13 protein-coding genes and 1 tRNA gene are annotated in these 15,678 nt (G+C 72.8%); 13 read left to right on the forward strand and 1 reads right to left on the reverse strand.

Going from position 1 to position 15,678, the window contains the following annotated elements:
* Window positions 1–88 precede the first annotated feature (88 nt).
* The 8 genes from E1287_RS36235 (at window position 89) to E1287_RS36270 (ending at window position 11,017) form a co-directional block, all read left to right on the forward strand.
* Window positions 89–949 (forward strand): TIGR03936 family radical SAM-associated protein, encoded by an 861-nt coding sequence (locus E1287_RS36235; RefSeq protein WP_131969801.1) that lies wholly within the window; start codon window positions 89–91, stop codon window positions 947–949.
* 207 nt (window positions 950–1,156) lie between these two features.
* The gene (locus E1287_RS36240; protein ID WP_131969802.1) at window positions 1,157–4,357 is read left to right on the forward strand and encodes an Rne/Rng family ribonuclease; all 3,201 of its coding nucleotides are present in this window, start codon (window positions 1,157–1,159) and stop codon (window positions 4,355–4,357) included.
* Between the two features lie 325 nt (window positions 4,358–4,682).
* Window positions 4,683–4,997: a 50S ribosomal protein L21 gene (gene rplU / locus E1287_RS36245; RefSeq protein ID WP_131969803.1), complete on the forward strand. Its 315-nt coding sequence runs from the start codon at window positions 4,683–4,685 to the stop codon at window positions 4,995–4,997.
* 12 nt (window positions 4,998–5,009) lie between these two features.
* A complete protein-coding gene (rpmA, locus tag E1287_RS36250) occupies window positions 5,010–5,267 on the forward strand; it encodes a 50S ribosomal protein L27 (protein WP_131969804.1) in 258 nt (85 codons plus the stop codon).
* A gap of 82 nt (window positions 5,268–5,349) precedes the next feature.
* Window positions 5,350–6,747, forward strand: coding sequence for a GTPase ObgE (gene obgE / locus E1287_RS36255; protein WP_131969805.1), 1,398 nt, complete (start codon window positions 5,350–5,352; stop codon window positions 6,745–6,747).
* Window positions 6,744–7,910 (forward strand): glutamate 5-kinase, encoded by a 1,167-nt coding sequence (gene proB, locus E1287_RS36260; protein ID WP_131969806.1) that lies wholly within the window; start codon window positions 6,744–6,746, stop codon window positions 7,908–7,910. The genes obgE and proB overlap by 4 nt, the downstream gene beginning before the upstream one ends.
* Before the next feature lie 18 nt (window positions 7,911–7,928).
* Entirely contained in the window at window positions 7,929–9,185 is a 1,257-nt protein-coding gene (locus E1287_RS36265; protein WP_131969807.1) for a glutamate-5-semialdehyde dehydrogenase, read from the forward strand.
* A 68-nt stretch (window positions 9,186–9,253) separates the two neighbouring features.
* The gene (locus tag E1287_RS36270) at window positions 9,254–11,017 is read left to right on the forward strand and encodes a TIGR03767 family metallophosphoesterase (protein WP_131969808.1); all 1,764 of its coding nucleotides are present in this window, start codon (window positions 9,254–9,256) and stop codon (window positions 11,015–11,017) included.
* A gap of 82 nt (window positions 11,018–11,099) precedes the next feature.
* Here E1287_RS36270 and E1287_RS36275 read toward each other — a convergent pair whose 3' ends face one another.
* Entirely contained in the window at window positions 11,100–12,134 is a 1,035-nt protein-coding gene (locus E1287_RS36275) for a M48 family metallopeptidase (RefSeq protein ID WP_131969809.1), read from the reverse strand.
* Window positions 12,135–12,226: 92 nt separating this feature from the next.
* Between E1287_RS36275 and E1287_RS36280 the strand changes: the two genes are divergently transcribed.
* The 5 genes from E1287_RS36280 to E1287_RS36300 all read left to right on the forward strand — a co-directional run bounded on the left by E1287_RS36280 (window position 12,227) and on the right by E1287_RS36300 (window position 15,569).
* A complete protein-coding gene (locus E1287_RS36280) occupies window positions 12,227–13,513 on the forward strand; it encodes a phenylacetate--CoA ligase (protein WP_207934668.1) in 1,287 nt (428 codons plus the stop codon).
* 53 nt (window positions 13,514–13,566) lie between these two features.
* Complete coding sequence (gene nadD / locus E1287_RS36285; RefSeq protein ID WP_131969810.1) at window positions 13,567–14,160, forward strand: nicotinate-nucleotide adenylyltransferase; 594 nt, start codon at window positions 13,567–13,569, stop codon at window positions 14,158–14,160.
* Between the two features lie 189 nt (window positions 14,161–14,349).
* A complete protein-coding gene (gene rsfS, locus E1287_RS36290; RefSeq protein ID WP_131969811.1) occupies window positions 14,350–14,763 on the forward strand; it encodes a ribosome silencing factor in 414 nt (137 codons plus the stop codon).
* On the forward strand, window positions 14,756–15,418 hold the full coding sequence (locus tag E1287_RS36295) for a histidine phosphatase family protein (RefSeq protein WP_131969812.1): 663 nt from the start codon (window positions 14,756–14,758) through the stop codon (window positions 15,416–15,418). The genes rsfS and E1287_RS36295 overlap by 8 nt, the downstream gene beginning before the upstream one ends.
* A gap of 78 nt (window positions 15,419–15,496) precedes the next feature.
* Window positions 15,497–15,569, forward strand: a tRNA-Ala gene (locus E1287_RS36300).
* Window positions 15,570–15,678 lie beyond the last annotated feature (109 nt).

Here is a 15,678-nt window from a genome sequence, read left to right on the forward strand (position 1 = left end):
GCGCGGGGGTGGTCGGGGGCACGTACTCTATAGGGAGACCTTTGATTTCGACTCGACGCGAGTAGGAAGGACCAGAACCCTGGCACCCATGCCGGAGGGTCCGCCGCCGGCCCCCGTGATCCAGCGCCTGCGCGTCCGCTATGCCAAGCGGGGCAGGCTGCGGTTCACGAGCCACCGCGACATTTCCCGGGCCGTGGAACGCGCCGTCAGGCGCGCCGGGATCCCTGTCGCGTTCAGCGGCGGGTTCACGCCCCACCCGAAGATCTCGTACGCGGGTGCGGCGGCGACAGGGGTGGCCAGTGAGGCGGAATACCTGGAGATCGGGCTCACCGCGCCGCGCGACCCTGCGCGGGTGCGGGCCGATCTCGACGCGGCCCTGCCCAGCGGGCTCGACATCGTGGATGTCGTGCCGGTACGGGCGGGACGCGACGGCGGCGCGCAGCCGAGAGCGGGCGCGTTCGCCGATCGGCTCGAGGCGTCCGAATGGCGGATCCGGCTGGACGGCGTGTCATCCGACGATGCCGCCGCCGCCGTGGCCGCCTTCATGGCCGCCGGCGAGGTCGAGGTGGAACGCCTCATGAAGAAGGGGCTGCGCCGTTTCGACGTGCGCGCCGCCGTGTCCTCCTGTGAGCTGGACCGGCGCGCCGCGGACGCGGCGGATGCCCCTTGTGCGATACTTCGAATGGTTGTTCGGCATTCCACACCCGCCGTACGACCCGACGACATCCTCACCGGACTGCGCCAGGTCGCCGACCTCGCGCCGCCGTCACCCCCGCTGGTGACCAGGCTGGCGCAGGGGCCCCTCGACGCGGACACCGGTGGCCTCGCGGATCCTCTGGATCCCGACCGGGAGATCGGACCGCCGTCCGGCGACGACGCCGAGACGGACCGCGGCCAGGAGCGGCCGCTGCCCGGGGACGCCGCGAGCGTGGATGCCGTCAGCGCCTGACCGTGAGACCGAAGCCGTGGCGACACGGAACCGGTCCCGCAGGGTACGGCGGGCGCACCCCCGACGACTTCGTCGTCATGGCCGGACGGTCGTCCGGCGGTGGCGGCACCGACGACTGATGGAGTGCTCCCGTGCGGCGCACCGCATCGATCCGCCCCTCGGCGGAGCGTGCGGACGCGCCCGGGAGCCTGACGGGAGATTGCCCGGATGCTTGAGAACGAAGCCGATTCGGCCAATGCCGAAGGCACAGAGAACGAGAACACCGGTACCGCGAGCGCGGAGGTCGAGAACGGCGCGGGGGTGACGTCGCGTCCGCGGCGGGCCAGCCGTCCCGCGGGCCCGCCGCCCGAGTCGACCGGCGCCTCCGAGGGGGAGGCCGCCCCGGCCGAGGAGGCTCCTGAGCCGCCGAAGCGCGCCACGCGCTCCCGGACCCGCACCAGGAGCGGGAAGGCCGCCGAGACGTCCGAGCCCGTTCCGATGACCGGTGCCGAGACCTCCCCGGACACCGAGACCGAGCCGCCGGCCGCCGCCGAGGCCGAGCAGGCCGACGACGCGCCCGCGCCTCGCACGCGTACCCGGACGCGGCGCCGGCCCGCCGCTTCCGCGGAGGCGGCTCCCGCCGTTCCGCCGGTGCCGGACGTGCCGGCCGCCGAGCAGGAGCGGGTATCGGAGACCGAGCCCGCAAGCGGGGTCGGCATTCCGGGCGTGACGTTCCAGCCGCCGATGGTCGTGTTCCAGCCGCCGCAGCCGAAGTCCGACACCGCCGCCCGGCCCAAGGACGAGCCGAAGCGCGAGGTCGTGGAGGACGACGGCGCCGACGAGGACCGCGACGAGCGGCCCTCCGACGAGGACGAGTCCGACGACCGTCCGTCCCGCAGGCGCCGCCGCCGTGGCGGGCGCGGGCGCGGCCGGGGCGGCAAGGAGGGCGCCGACGACGAGGCGCAGGGCGACGAGGCGGAGCCCGAGGAGAAGGACGAGGAGCCCGCCAAGGCCACCAAGAAGGAAAAGAGCACCAAGAAGGACAAGTCCGGCAAGAAGGACAAGGGCAAGGAGAAGGCGCCCAAGGCGGACGAGAGCGAGCGCGAGGCCGCCGCGGACGACGGCGACGAGGACGAGTCCGGCCAGGGCGGGTCGAGCCGCCGCCGGCGCCGCCGCAGGCGCCGCTCCGGAACCGACGGCGAGGGCGGGACCGGCACGGACGACCCGCCGAACACCGTCGTCCACGTCCGCACCGCCCGCGAGGAACGCGCCGCCGCCGAGGACGAGGTCCAGTCCGTCCGGGGCTCGACCCGGCTGGAGGCCAAGAAGCAGCGCCGCCGGGAGGGCCGCGAGCAGGGCCGCCGCCGACCGCCGGTGATCACCGAGGCCGAGTTCCTCGCCCGCCGCGAGGCAGTCGAGCGGGTCATGGTCGTGCGGCAGGAGGGCGAGCGCACGCAGATCGCCGTCCTGGAGGACGACGTGCTGGTCGAGCACTACGTCAACCGCGCGACCCACCAGAGCTACGTCGGCAACGTCTACCTCGGCAAGGTGCAGAACGTCCTGCCGTCGATGGAGGCGGCGTTCGTCGACATCGGCAAGGGCCGCAACGCCGTCCTGTACGCGGGCGAGGTCAACTGGGACGCCTCCGGGCTGGAGGGCCAGCCGCGCCGCATCGAGTCGGCGCTGAAGTCGGGCCAGTCGGTGCTCGTCCAGGTCACCAAGGACCCGCTCGGCCACAAGGGCGCCCGTCTGACTAGCCAGGTCTCGCTGCCCGGCCGCTACCTCGTGTACGTGCCGGACGGCTCGATGACCGGCATCAGCCGCAAGCTCCCCGACAAGGAGCGCAGCCGCCTCAAGTCGATCCTGAAGAAGGTCATGCCGGAGAACGCCGGCGTGATCGTCCGGACCGCCGCCGAGGGCGCCACCGAGGAGGAGCTCTCCCGGGACGTCTCGCGCCTGGCCGCCCAGTGGGACAACATCCAGAAGAAGGTCAAGACGGCCTCCGCGCCCTCCCTCCTGTACGGCGAGCCCGACCTGACGATCCGCGTCGTCCGCGACATCTTCAACGAGGACTTCACCAAGCTCGTCGTGTCCGGTGAGGGCGCCTGGGACACCGTCTCCGAGTACGTCGAGTACGTCGCGCCGCACCTCGCCGAGCGCGTCGAGCGCTGGACGGGGAACCAGGACGCCCTGTCCGCGTACCGCATCGACGAGCAGATCGCCAAGGCCCTCGACCGCAAGGTGTGGCTGCCGTCCGGCGGCTCCCTGGTGATCGACCGCACCGAGGCGATGACGGTCATCGACGTCAACACCGGCAAGTTCACCGGGCAGGGCGGCAACCTGGAGGAGACCGTCACCCGCAACAACCTGGAGGCGGCCGAGGAGATCGTCCGCCAGCTCCGGCTCCGCGACATCGGCGGCATCGTCGTGATCGACTTCATCGACATGGTGCTGGAGAGCAACCGCGATCTGGTGCTGCGCCGCCTCGTGGAATGCCTGTCGCGGGACCGCACCAAGCACCAGGTCGCCGAGGTCACCTCGCTCGGCCTGGTCCAGATGACCCGCAAGCGCGTCGGCCAGGGCCTGCTGGAGGCGTTCTCGGAGACCTGCGAGTCCTGCGGCGGACGCGGCATCCACGTCCACCTGTCGCCGGTCGAGCCGAAGCCGGACAAGGCGGCGGGCAAGGAGAGCGGCCGCCGCCGTAAGCGCAAGGGCGAGGTCGAACGGGCCGTCGAGGAGAAGCTGGCCGTGCAGGAGACCCGTCCGGCGGAGCCCGCCGAACCGGTCGCCGCGGCCGAGTCCGCCGTGCCCGCGGAGGCGGCCGAGCCCATGGCGCCCATCGAGCCCGCCGAGCCGCCGGTGCGCGCACGCCGGCGCAGGTCGGGCCCCGCCAAGCGCCCCGCAGGCCCGCCCCCGGAGATCGACGCCGACGAGCCGCCCGCGCCGTCCGCTGACGAGCCGCAGGCGCAGGCCCCCGCCGAGCCGCAGGCGCAGGCCAGCGACGCGCCGCAAGCGCAGGGCAGCGACGAGCCGCTCGTGCGGGCTGCCGACGAGGCGCCCGCGCAGAGCGCCGACGAGACCTCCGCTCAGGGCGCTGACGAGGCCGCCGTGCAGGACGACGAGTCGCCCGTGCAGGCCGCCGTCGAGGCGGCCGAGGCCGAGGCCGAGAGCGCCGGGACCTCCCCGGCGGCGCTCGACTCCGCCGAGCCCGTCCCGGTCGCCGCCAACGGCACCGAGCCGTCCGGCAAGGACCTCAACGGCTCCGCACCCGCCGCCCCCGAGCCGAACGGCTCCACGGCCGACACCGCTCCCGCCGAGGCCATGGACGAGGCCAAGGACGAAGCCGAGCGCGCGCCGGTCACCCGCCGCCGCGTCCGCCGCTCCTCCACCACGTCCGCGGCCCGGACCGCCGAAGCGGAAGCCGAGTAACGACCCGAACCGGCGGGCGGGCGCATCCCGTGCGTGCCCGCCGGGGTCGCTCGCCGCTGAGTCAGGGTGCGTTCGAGCCGGGGCATCCGGTAGTCTTGTACTTCGGCGCGTCATGGGCGCGTCATCTGAATCTGCACCGCGAATCCCTCCGGGGGCGTTCGGTGCGCACCTCGCCGATCCGGTGAGGCCAAGCAGAGAGCATCAGGGTCTTCTCTGGTGTGCCGCCTTCGGCCCGTGCCGGAGGTAGGCCCCCATCCGGGGGCTGGGTAAGCCACGCGTGGGACCGGTTCAGTCCGGAAGCGCGCGAAGACGAAGGGTTTCCGCGGTGTACGCGATTGTCCGCGCAGGCGGCAGGCAGGAGAAGGTCGCCGTCGATGACGTGCTGACCGTCGACAAGCTGGCCGGCGACGTCGGCTCGACAGTGACGTTCCCGGCCGTGCTGGTCGTGGACGGCGACACGGTCGTCAGCGGCTCGGCCGACCTCGCGCGCTACGAGGTGACCGGCGAGATCCTCGGCGCGGTCAAGGGCCCGAAGATCAACATCATGCACTACCGGAACAAGACCGGGTACAAGCGGCGGATGGGACACCGTCAGCCGTACACCGAGGTCAAGATCACCGGTATCAAGGCCGGGAAGTAAGGGAGCGGTCAGATGGCACACAAGAAGGGCGCGTCGTCCAGCCGTAACGGCCGTGACTCCAACGCCAAGCGCCTCGGCGTGAAGCGGTTCGGCGGCCAGGTCGTCAACGCCGGCGAGATCATCGTCCGGCAGCGCGGCACCCACTTCCACCCCGGCCCGGGCGTCGGGCGCGGCGGCGACGACACGCTGTTCGCGCTGGTCGCCGGCGCGGTGAAGTTCCGCCGCTACCGCGGCCGCAACGCGGTGAGCGTCGTCCCGCCGGCGGAGTAGTCCGCCTGGGAAGAGACTTTTTACGAAGGGGCGGACCGGTGCCGGTCCGCCCCTTCGCCGTTTCCATCGAGGAGAGATCACCGTGGCCGCTGGAGCGGGATCGGGTGCGCAGTTCGTCGACCGGGTGGTGCTGCACGTCGCCGCCGGCAACGGCGGCAACGGCTGCGCGTCGATCCACCGGGAGAAGTTCAAGCCGCTCGGCGGACCGGACGGCGCGAACGGCGGGCGCGGCGGCGACGTCGTCCTCGTCGTCGACGCGAACGCCGCGAGCCTCCTGGAGTACCACCGGCGCCCGCACCAGAAGGCGGGCAACGGCCGTCCAGGTCAGGGCGGCCACCGGACGGGCGCGGACGGCGGCGACGTCGTCCTGCCCGTCCCGGACGGCACCGTCGTCAAGCAGGGCGACAGGGTCGTGGCCGACCTGGTCGGCGAGGGCACCCGGTACGTGATCGCGCGCGGCGGCAACGGCGGCCTCGGGAACGCGGCGCTGGCGACCGCCAAGCGCAAGGCTCCCGGGTTCGCGCTGCTCGGCGAGCCGGGCGAGGCGCGCGACGTCGTCCTGGAGCTGAAGAGCGTCGCGGACGTCGCGCTCGTCGGCTTCCCCAGCGCGGGCAAGTCGTCGCTGATCGCCGCGCTGTCCGCCGCCAAGCCGAAGATCGCCGACTATCCGTTCACGACGCTGATCCCGAACCTCGGCGTGGTCGAGGCGGCCGACACGACGTTCACGGTCGCGGACGTCCCGGGCCTGATCGAGGGCGCCAGCGAGGGCCGCGGCCTCGGCCTGGACTTCCTGCGCCACATCGAGCGCTCGTCCACGCTGGCGCACGTGCTCGACTGCGCGACCATGGAGCCCGGACGCGACCCCGTCAGCGACTTCGACGTCATCGAGCGCGAGCTGCAGGCCTACGACCGGGTGCTCGGCGACCGCCCGCTGTCGGACCGGCCCCGCATCGTCGTCCTGAACAAGGTCGACGTCCCGGACGGACGCGACCTCGCAGAGATGGTCCGCCCCGAGTTCGAGGCGCGCGGCCTGAAGGTGTTCGAGGTGTCCGCGGCCACGCGCGAGGGCCTGCGGGAGCTGTCGTTCGCGATGGCGGCGATGGTGGGCGAGTACCGCGCGTCGCTGCCGCCGGCGGAGCCGACCCGCATCGTCATCCGGCCCGAGCCGGTCGGCGGCGACACCGACTTCGAGGTCAGGGAACTCGGCGACAACACGTACCTGATCACCGGCGCGAAGCCCGTCCGGTGGCTGCGGCAGACGGACTTCTCCAACGAGGAGGCCGTCGGCTACCTCGCCGACCGGCTCGCCCGACTCGGCGTGGAGGACGCCCTCGCCAAGGCCGGCGCGACCGCGGGCGCCACCGTCATGATCGGCACTCCGGACGACTCGGTGGTCTTCGACTGGGAGCCCGAGGTCCCCGCGGGCGAGGTCGCCCCCGGACCGCGCGGCACCGACCGCCGCCTGGGCGGCCGCCCATGACCGAGCGCGAGGCGCGAACCACCGTGAACGAGCGCGAGGCGATCGCGAAGGCGCACCGGATCGTGGTGAAGGCGGGCTCGTCCTCGCTGACCACCCTGGAGGGCACGATCGACGCCGGACGCATCGACGCGCTGGTGGACGTCCTCGCCGCCCGCCGCGCCGAGGGCACCGAGATCGTGTTCGTGTCGTCCGGCGCGATCGCCGCGGGGCTCGGACCGCTGGGGCTGACCCGGCGGCCGCGGGACCTCGCCACCCAGCAGGCGGCGGCGAGCGTCGGCCAGGGCCTGCTGTTCGCCCGGTACACCGGGTCGTTCGCGCGGCACGGGCTGACGGTCGGGCAGGTGCTGCTCACCGCCGACGACATGATGCGCCGCTCGCACCACCGCAACGCGCAGCGCACGCTCGCGCAGCTCCTCGCCCTCGGCATCCTGCCGATCGTGAACGAGAACGACACCGTCGCCACCGACGAGATCCGGTTCGGCGACAACGACCGGCTCGCCGCGCTGGTCGCGCACCTGATCCGCGCGGACGCGCTGGTCCTGCTGTCGGACGTCGACGCCCTCTACACCGGGGACCCGCGCCGCCCCGGCGCCCGCCGCATCGCCGACGTGCACGGCCCGGACGACCTGAAGGACGTCAAGCTCGGCCGGTCCGGACGCGTCGGCACCGGCGGCATGGTCACCAAGGTCGAGGCGGCCAGGATCGCGGGCATCCCGGTCGTGCTGACGAACGCCGCGTCCGCCGCGCACGCGCTCGCCGGCGACGGGGTCGGGACGCTGTTCCACCCGGCGGACGGCCGCCGCATGTCGACCCGGAACCTGTGGCTCGCCCACGCCACCACCGGGCAGGGACGGGTCACGCTCGACCCGGGCGCGGTCGACGCGGTCGTGCGGCGGCGCAAGTCGCTGCTCCCGGCCGGGGTGACGGGCGTGTCCGGCGACTTCGCGGCGGGCGACCCCGTCGACCTGTGCGACACCGCGGGCCGGGTCGTGGCGCGCGGGCTGGTGAACTACGACGCGTCCGAGATCCCCGACCTGATGGGGCGCTCGACGCGGTGGCTGGCCAGGGAGCTGGGCGCGGAGTACGAACGCGAGATAATCCACCGCGATCACCTTGTGGTGCTCGTGGCCGGGGGCCCGGGGGCCGACCCCCAGAACGACTAGTTTCCGGAGGGACCTGTAATGAGCGAGGCCGACGAGTTCGTGCGGGTGGCGCGGCGCGCCCGGGAGTCCGCGGCCGGGCTGGCCCCGCTGCCGCGGGCGGCGAAGGACGCGGCGCTGCACCGGATCGCGGACGCCCTTGTCGCCGCCGCGCCGGAGATCGTCAAGGCGAACGCGGCCGATGTGGCGCGGGCCAGGGAGAACGGCACGTCCGAGTACATGATCGACCGGCTGAGCCTGTCGGAGGAGCGGATCGCCGCGATCGCCGACGCCGTCCGGAAGGTCGCCGCGCTGCCGGACCCGGTGGGAGAGTCGGTGCGCGGAAGCGTCCTGCCGAACGGTCTTGAGCTGCGGCAGGTGCGGGTGCCGCTCGGCGTCGTCGGGATGATCTACGAGGGCCGTCCGAACGTGACCGTGGACGCCGCCGCGCTGTGCCTGAAGAGCGGGAACGCGGCGCTGCTGCGCGGCTCGTCGTCGGCGTTCGACTCGAACACGGCGCTGGTCGAGGTGATGCAGCGCGCGCTGGCGGAGACGGAGGTCCCGGCGGACGCGGTGCAGCTCGTCCCGGGCACGTCCCGCGAATCGGTGAAGCATCTGATGCGGGCCCGCGGCCTGGTGGACGTGCTGATCCCGCGCGGCGGCGCCTCGCTGATCAACTCGGTGGTGGAGGAGTCGACGGTCCCGGTGATCGAGACGGGCGTCGGGAACTGCGCGGTGTACGTGGACGCCGCCGCCGACGTGGACATGGCCGTCGAGATCCTGCTGAACGCGAAGACGCAGCGTCCGTCGGTTTGCAACGCGGCGGAGACGTTCCTGGTGCACGCCGGCGTCGCCGACGCGTTCGTCCCGCGCGCGCTTGAGGCGCTGCGGGGCGCCGGTGTCACGGTCCACGGCGATGACCGCATCCGGTCGTACGGCGACGACGTCGTGGCGGCGTCCGAGGACGACTGGCGCGCCGAGTACCTGTCCCTCGACATCGCGGCCCGCGTCGTCGACTCGCTGGAGGACGCCGTCGCGCACATCCGCGAGTACGGCTCCGGCCACACCGAGGCGATCGTCACGACGTCGCAGCCCGCCGCGAAGCGGTTCGTCGCCCTGGTCGACTCGGCCGCGGTGATGGTGAACGCCTCGACGCGCTTCACCGACGGCGAGGAGTTCGGCTTCGGCGCGGAGATCGGCATCTCGACGCAGAAGCTGCACGCGCGCGGCCCGATGGGGCTCCCGGAGCTGACGTCCACGAAGTACGTGGTGACCGGCGAGGGCCATCTGCGCGGCTGAGCACCCGGGTAAGTTGTGACATTTTGACTATTGATGTCACGTTGCGGGGCGTGGTGTGATTCACGATTGTGACCCGTGAGTACACTCGCCGCCGCGTCTTGAAGGGGGCGGCCCTCGGCGCGGGGCTGGCCTCCACCGGACTCGTCGCGTTCCCCTCGCGCCCCGCGACCGCCGTCCCGGGGGCCGCCCCGGCGCTCCGCGGCCCCGCCGCCGGCACCACCCTCGCCCGGACGTACCTGCTCGGATCGGCGGGCGCCGGCGGCTACCGTCCCGTGATCACCGGGCCGGGCGAGCCGCACCTCCTGCGCCGCGATCTCGGCGGCGCCGCGTCCGCGCGGCGCGCCCTGAGGCGACGGCCCGTCCTGGCGTTCGGGCAGCTCACCGACGTGCACGTCATCGACGCCCAGTCCCCGGCGCGGGTCGAGCTGCTCGACCGCTTCAAGGACGTCATGGCCCTGCCCGTGCAGAGCGCGTACCGGCCGCAGGAGATCCTGTCCACGCAGGTCGCCGAGGCGATGGTCCGGGCGATGAACCGCGTCGGGCGGGGCCCCGCGACGGGGCTGCCGCTCGCGTTCGCCATCAACACCGGCGACGCGGCCGACAACGTCCAGTACAACGAGGTCCGCTGGATCATCGACCTGCTGGACGGCCGCCGCGTCCGCCCCGACTCCGGCGACCCCGACCGGTACGAGGGCGTCATGGACTGGACGTCCTACGACCGCGCGTTCTGGCATCCCGAAGGCCCGCCGCCCGGCGCGGACGCCGACGTCCCGATCGCCAGATTCGGATTCCCGCGCGTGGAAGGCCTGATCGACGCCGCGCGCAGGCCGTTCCAGGCGACCGGCCTGGACGCGCCGTGGCTCGCCGTGTTCGGCAACCACGACGGCCTCGTCCAGGGGAACCTGCCGGTCAACCCGCTCATCTCGGGCCTCGCCACCGGCGCCGTCAAGGTCGGCGTCCCGGCGGACGACGCCCAAGCCCAGCTCCTCGCCCGCATCCTGGCCGAGGGCGACGCCGAGGCCCTCCTGCGCCTCATCCGCGAGCACGGCGACGCCGGCGGCCTGTTCCGCCGCGTGACGCCCGACCCGGACCGCCGCATGCTGTCGCGCCGTGAGGTCGTCGCCGAGCACTTCAAGACGGCCGCGTCCCTGCGCGGCCACGGCTTCACCCTGGGCAACCTCCGCGAGGGGACGGCCTACTACGCGTTCGGCAGGGGCCAGGTCCGCGGGCTCGTCCTCGACACCGTCAACCCGAACGGCCTGCCCGAGGGCTCGCTCGACAAGGAGCAGTTCGCCTGGCTGGAATCCCAGCTGCAGGCCGGAAGCAGCCACTACTACGCCCCGGACGGCTCCGTCGTCGAGCAGAGGGTGAGGGACCGGCTGTTCGTCCTGTTCAGCCACCACCCGATCGCCTCGCTGGACAACGCTCTCGGCGGTGCCCGCGTCCTGGGCGACGAGGTCCTGGCGCTCCTGCTGCGCTACCCGAACGTGATCCTGTGGGTGAACGGCCACACGCACCGCAACCGCGTGATCCCGCACGCCCGCAAGAGCGGGGGAGGGTTCTGGGAGGTGAACACGGCCGCGCACATCGACTTCCCGCAGCAGAGCCGCATCCTCGAACTCGCCGACAACGGCGACGGCACCCTGTCGATCTTCGCGACGATCCTGGACTCGGCCGCGCCCGCGTCCTACGGCGGGAACCTCGCCGACCCCGTCCGGCTGGCGTCGCTGTCCCGCGAGCTGGCGGGCAACGACTGGCAGGACCGGGAGGAGAACCGCCGCGGCGACGTCGACGACCGCAACGTCGAACTCCTCCTCCCCGCCCCGTTCTAACGCCCGGGACGAGCATGAGAAAGGCCGCCGCGTCCGTGTCGCGGCGGCCTGGTGGTCGCTCTCCCCGTTGCCGTGGCTCCGGCTAGTTGCTGTCGGTCGGGCCGTTGTCGCGGCGGGCGAAACGGTCGAACAGGCCGCCGGCCGCACCGGCCGCCGCGTCCGCCATGTCGCGCACCTTGCCCACGAACGGGTCGGCCGTCCGCTCCCACGACTCCCGGTACGACTTGGCCGCCTCCCTGATCTCGTCGGTGACCGACGCGCGGCCGTCGTCGTCGCGGCGCGGGTAGTCGCCGGCGAGGATCCGCTCGTACTCGCCGCTGCGCGCCCACCGGTCGATCTCCGCGAACCGGATCACCGCGAACGGGTGCGACTGCCCGAGCAGGTTCAGGAACTTCAGCAGCCCGTCCCGGACGTCGCCGGCCGCGTCGTACTCGCGGGCCTGCTCCAGGAACGCCTCGCTGCTCATCTCGCCGAGCCGCGTCCCACCGGCCAGCTTCATCATCACGCGCTTCGCGGCGTCGAGGTCCTGCCCGACGAGCAGGCCCGCACGGTCGGACGACAGCTCCGCCTTCCGGAACCACTCCCGCAGCCCGATGATGATCGCCGCGATGCCCATGTTGCCGAGCGGCAGCCACGCCAGCCGCGACCCGAGCTGCAGCAGGATCTGCATCATCGTCTGGTACACCGCGTGCCCGGACAGGATGTGCCCGACCTCGTGCCCGACGACGAACCGCAGCTCCTCGTCGTCCAGCAGGTCGATCAGCCCGGTGTTCAGCACGATGAACGGGTGGTCGGAGCCGAGCGCCATCGCGTTGGGCGTCGGGTCCTGCCGGACGTACAGCTCGGGTACCTCCGGCATGTCCAGGACGTACGAGGCGTCGCGGACCATGTCATAGATGTTGCGGAACTGATCTTCGCCGACGCGTACCGTCCCGCCGAGGAACATCAGCCGCAGGGACCGCTCGTTGATCAGCCCCGACAGCTTGCGCAGGACGACGTCGAACCCGGACAGCGAGCGCAGCGCCACGAGCGCCGATCGGTCCGCCGGGTGTTCGTAGGCCCGGGAACTGATCCCCGGGAACCGCGTCCGTGCTCGATCCGGTGTGTTCTCCGTCATGTCTGGCATGGTAGTTCCGACGAACCACCGTGTCGCAGGGTTCCCCGCCGTGGATCCCTCGACCGGCTCCGGCCGCGCCCGGGAGGCGATCCATGTTCGACCCGAAAGCCGAGGCGATGTCCCTCGACGAGCGCGCCGCGCTGCAGCGGCACCGTCTGTGGGGGCTGGTCGACCGGCTTCTCGCGGCGGACGGCGTCCAGGGCCGGCGGCTGAAGGAGGCCGGCGTCGGCGGCGGCTCGGACGTCACCCTCGCCGGGCTGCGGAACCTCCCGTTCACCACCAAGCAGGACCTCTGGGACACCTACCCGTTCGGGATGCTGGCCGTCCCGCGCGACCAGGTCGCCGCCGTGCACGGCTCCAGCGGGACGCGCGGACGCCCCACCCTCGTCGCCTACACCAAGGCCGACCTCGACCTGTGGGCGGCGATGTGCGCGCGCTCGCTGTCGTGCGCGGGGGCGGCGCCGGGGAGCATCGTCCACAACGCCTACGGCTACGGCCTGTTCACCGGCGGGATCGGCATCCACCAGGGCGCCGTGGCGCTCGGCGCGACCGTCGTGCCGATGTCGGGCGGCATGACCGACCGGCAGGTCCGGATGCTCGCCGACCTCCAGGCCGACGTCCTGACCTGCACCCCCGCCTACGCGCTCCGGCTCGGCGAGGCGCTCGCGGACGCCGGCGTTGAACCGCACGCGCTCAAGGCGGGCCTCTTCGGCGCCGAGCCCTGGTCGGAGGAGCTGCGCACCGCCATCGAGCGCGTCCTGCCGATCAAGGCGATGGACATCTACGGGCTCTCCGAGGTCATCGGCCCCGGCGTCGCCACCGAATGCCTCGAACAGGACGGCCTGCACGTCAACGAGGACCACTTCATCGTCGAGGCCGTCGACCCGTCCAGCGGCGAGCCCGCCAAGGACGGCACGCCCGGCGAGCTGGTGTTCACCACCCCGACGAAGCAGGCGCTGCCGCTGCTGCGGTACCGCACCGGCGACATCGCGTCCCTGACCCGCGGCGAATGCCCCTGCGGCCGGACGCTCGTCCGGATGAGCAAGGTCCTCGGACGCGCCGACGACATGCTCGTCGTCCGGGGCGTCAACGTTTACCCCAGCGAGGTCGAGCGGGTCCTGCTCGGGTCCGGGCTCGTCCGGCCGCACTACCAGCTCGTCGTGGACCGGCGCAGCCCGGCCGTCCGCCTCCTCGTCGCCTGCGAGGCCCTCTCGGGGAACCCCCGGGACGAGCTCGTCCGAACCCTGCACGAGACGCTCGGGCTGACCGCCGAGGTGTTCGTGCTGCCGGGCGGCACCGTGCCGAGGGTCGAGGTCGGCAAGGCCGTCCGCGTCGTGACCTGGGAGGACGGGGCCGCGCCCCTCCCCGGCCTGTCCTGAGCCCCGGGGCCCGGCCGTTCCGGGCGCCGGGCCCGCTGGCTATTCTCGTCGTCATGACGCAAAAGCGGCGGCTGGGGATCATGGGCGGCACGTTCGACCCGATCCACCACGGGCACCTCGTGGCCGCGAGCGAGGTCGCGCACTTCTTCTCCCTGGACGAGGTCGTGTTCGTGCCCACCGGCATCTCGTCCCACAAGGAGGGACGCAAGGTCGCCGCCGCCGAGGACCGCTACCTCATGGCCGTGATCGCCACCGCGTCCAACCCGCGCTTCTCCGTCAGCCGCGTCGACATCGACCGGCCCCGGCCCACCTACACCGTCGACACGCTCCGCGACATGCGGCGGATCCAGGGCCCCGACGCCGACCTGTTCTTCATCACCGGCGCCGACGCGCTGGAGAAGATGCTGACCTGGCACGACACCGAGGAGCTTTTCGAACTCGCGCACTTCATCGGCGTCACCCGTCCCGGCCACCGGCTCGCCGACCCCGGACTGCCCAACGGGCGGGTCTCCCTCATGGAGGTCCCGGCCCTGTCGATCTCCTCGACCGAGTGCCGCGACCGCGTCCACTCCGGCGAGCCCATCTGGTACCTCGTCCCGGACGGGATCGTCCAGTACATCAACAAGCGCGACCTGTACCGCGCCTAGCCCCCGCCCGCGCGGGATTCGCGGCCCCCCGGCGACACGCGAAACGGGCGTCCGGGCCCGGGACATACCCTGGTAGGGGAAGGGCCGCATGAGCATTGCGGTCGAACAGCGACATAGGGGACCGTTGTCCGCCGCCCGTGAGAAGGTGGTACCGGATACGACCCCTACAGGGAGGATCGCGAGCGCATCGTGACCGCATCCGAGAGGGCGGCGCAGCTCGTCCGGATCGCCGCCGAGGCGGCGGGCGACAAGCTGGCCGACGACATTCTTGCCTACGACGTGAGCGAGCAGCTCGTCATCACCGACGCGTTCGTGCTCTGCTCCGCACCCAGCGACCGCCAGGTCCGGGCCATCGTCGACGAAGTCGAGAAACGCCTCCGCGAGGACGCCGGCGCCAAGCCCGTCCGCCGCGAAGGCGAACGCGAGGGCCGCTGGGTGCTGCTGGACTACGCGGACATCATCGTGCACATCCAGCACGAGGAAGACCGCATGTTCTACGCCCTCGAACGGCTCTGGAAAGACTGCCCCCTCATCGAACTGCCGGAACACGTCACCGCCCACCAGAACCACCGCTCCAGGACCGTCGGGAGCGCGAGTGAGTGACGCCCGCCCCACCCGCCGGCCGGGGAAGCGGCGGCTCGTGCTCTGGAGGCACGGCCAGACGGCCTGGAACGTCGAACACCGCTTCCAGGGCAAGACGGACGTCCCGCTCGACGACACCGGGCTCCAGCAGGCCCGCCGGGCGGCCGCCCTCCTCGCCGGGCTCCAGCCCACCGCGCTCCTGGCGTCCCCGCTCCGCCGCGCCGCCGACACCGCCCAGGCCCTCGCCGACATCACCGGACTCCCCGTCCGCTACGACAAGGACCTCATCGAACGCGACGGCGGCGCCTGGGAGGGCCTGACCAACCGCGAGATCCGCGAACGGTACCCGGCCGAGCACGCCGCCTGGCAGCCGCCCGGCGGCGAGACCAGCGCCCAGGTCGCCAAACGCGTCGGCGCCGCCCTCGAACGCGCCCTCGACGACCTCCCGCCCACCGGGCAGCTCGTCGTCGCCTCCCACGGCGCCGCGCTCCGCCTCGGCATGTCCCACCTCCTCCGCCTCCCCGAAGAGACCTGGGAACGCCTCGGCGGCCTGTCCAACTGCTGCTGGTCCGTCGTCACCGAGATGCGCGACGGCGGCTGGCGCCTCGCCGAGCACAACGCCGGCACCCTTCCCGAACCCGTCCTCAGCGACGACCGCCCCGACGCCGGAACCTGACCCGCAAACGATTCGAGCCACGCCCGCCCCGTCCGATACACTGGCTGAGCGCTGCGGGATGAACGTCCACGCAGCGGCGGGGCTATGGCGCAGTTGGTAGCGCGCCTCCATGGCATGGAGGAGGTCTGGGGTTCGAATCCCCATAGCTCCACGAACGAGTTGGGAGTGGTGTGCCCGCGGAGAGCGCGGGCCGCCACTCCTTCGTCGTGTTTGCCCGGGGGGCGACCCCCGGACCCCCGATGTGGGGGGCTCCGCCCCCC

Source organism: Actinomadura sp. KC06 (assembly GCF_004348735.1).
Taxonomy (GTDB): Bacteria; Actinomycetota; Actinomycetes; order Streptosporangiales; family Streptosporangiaceae; genus Spirillospora.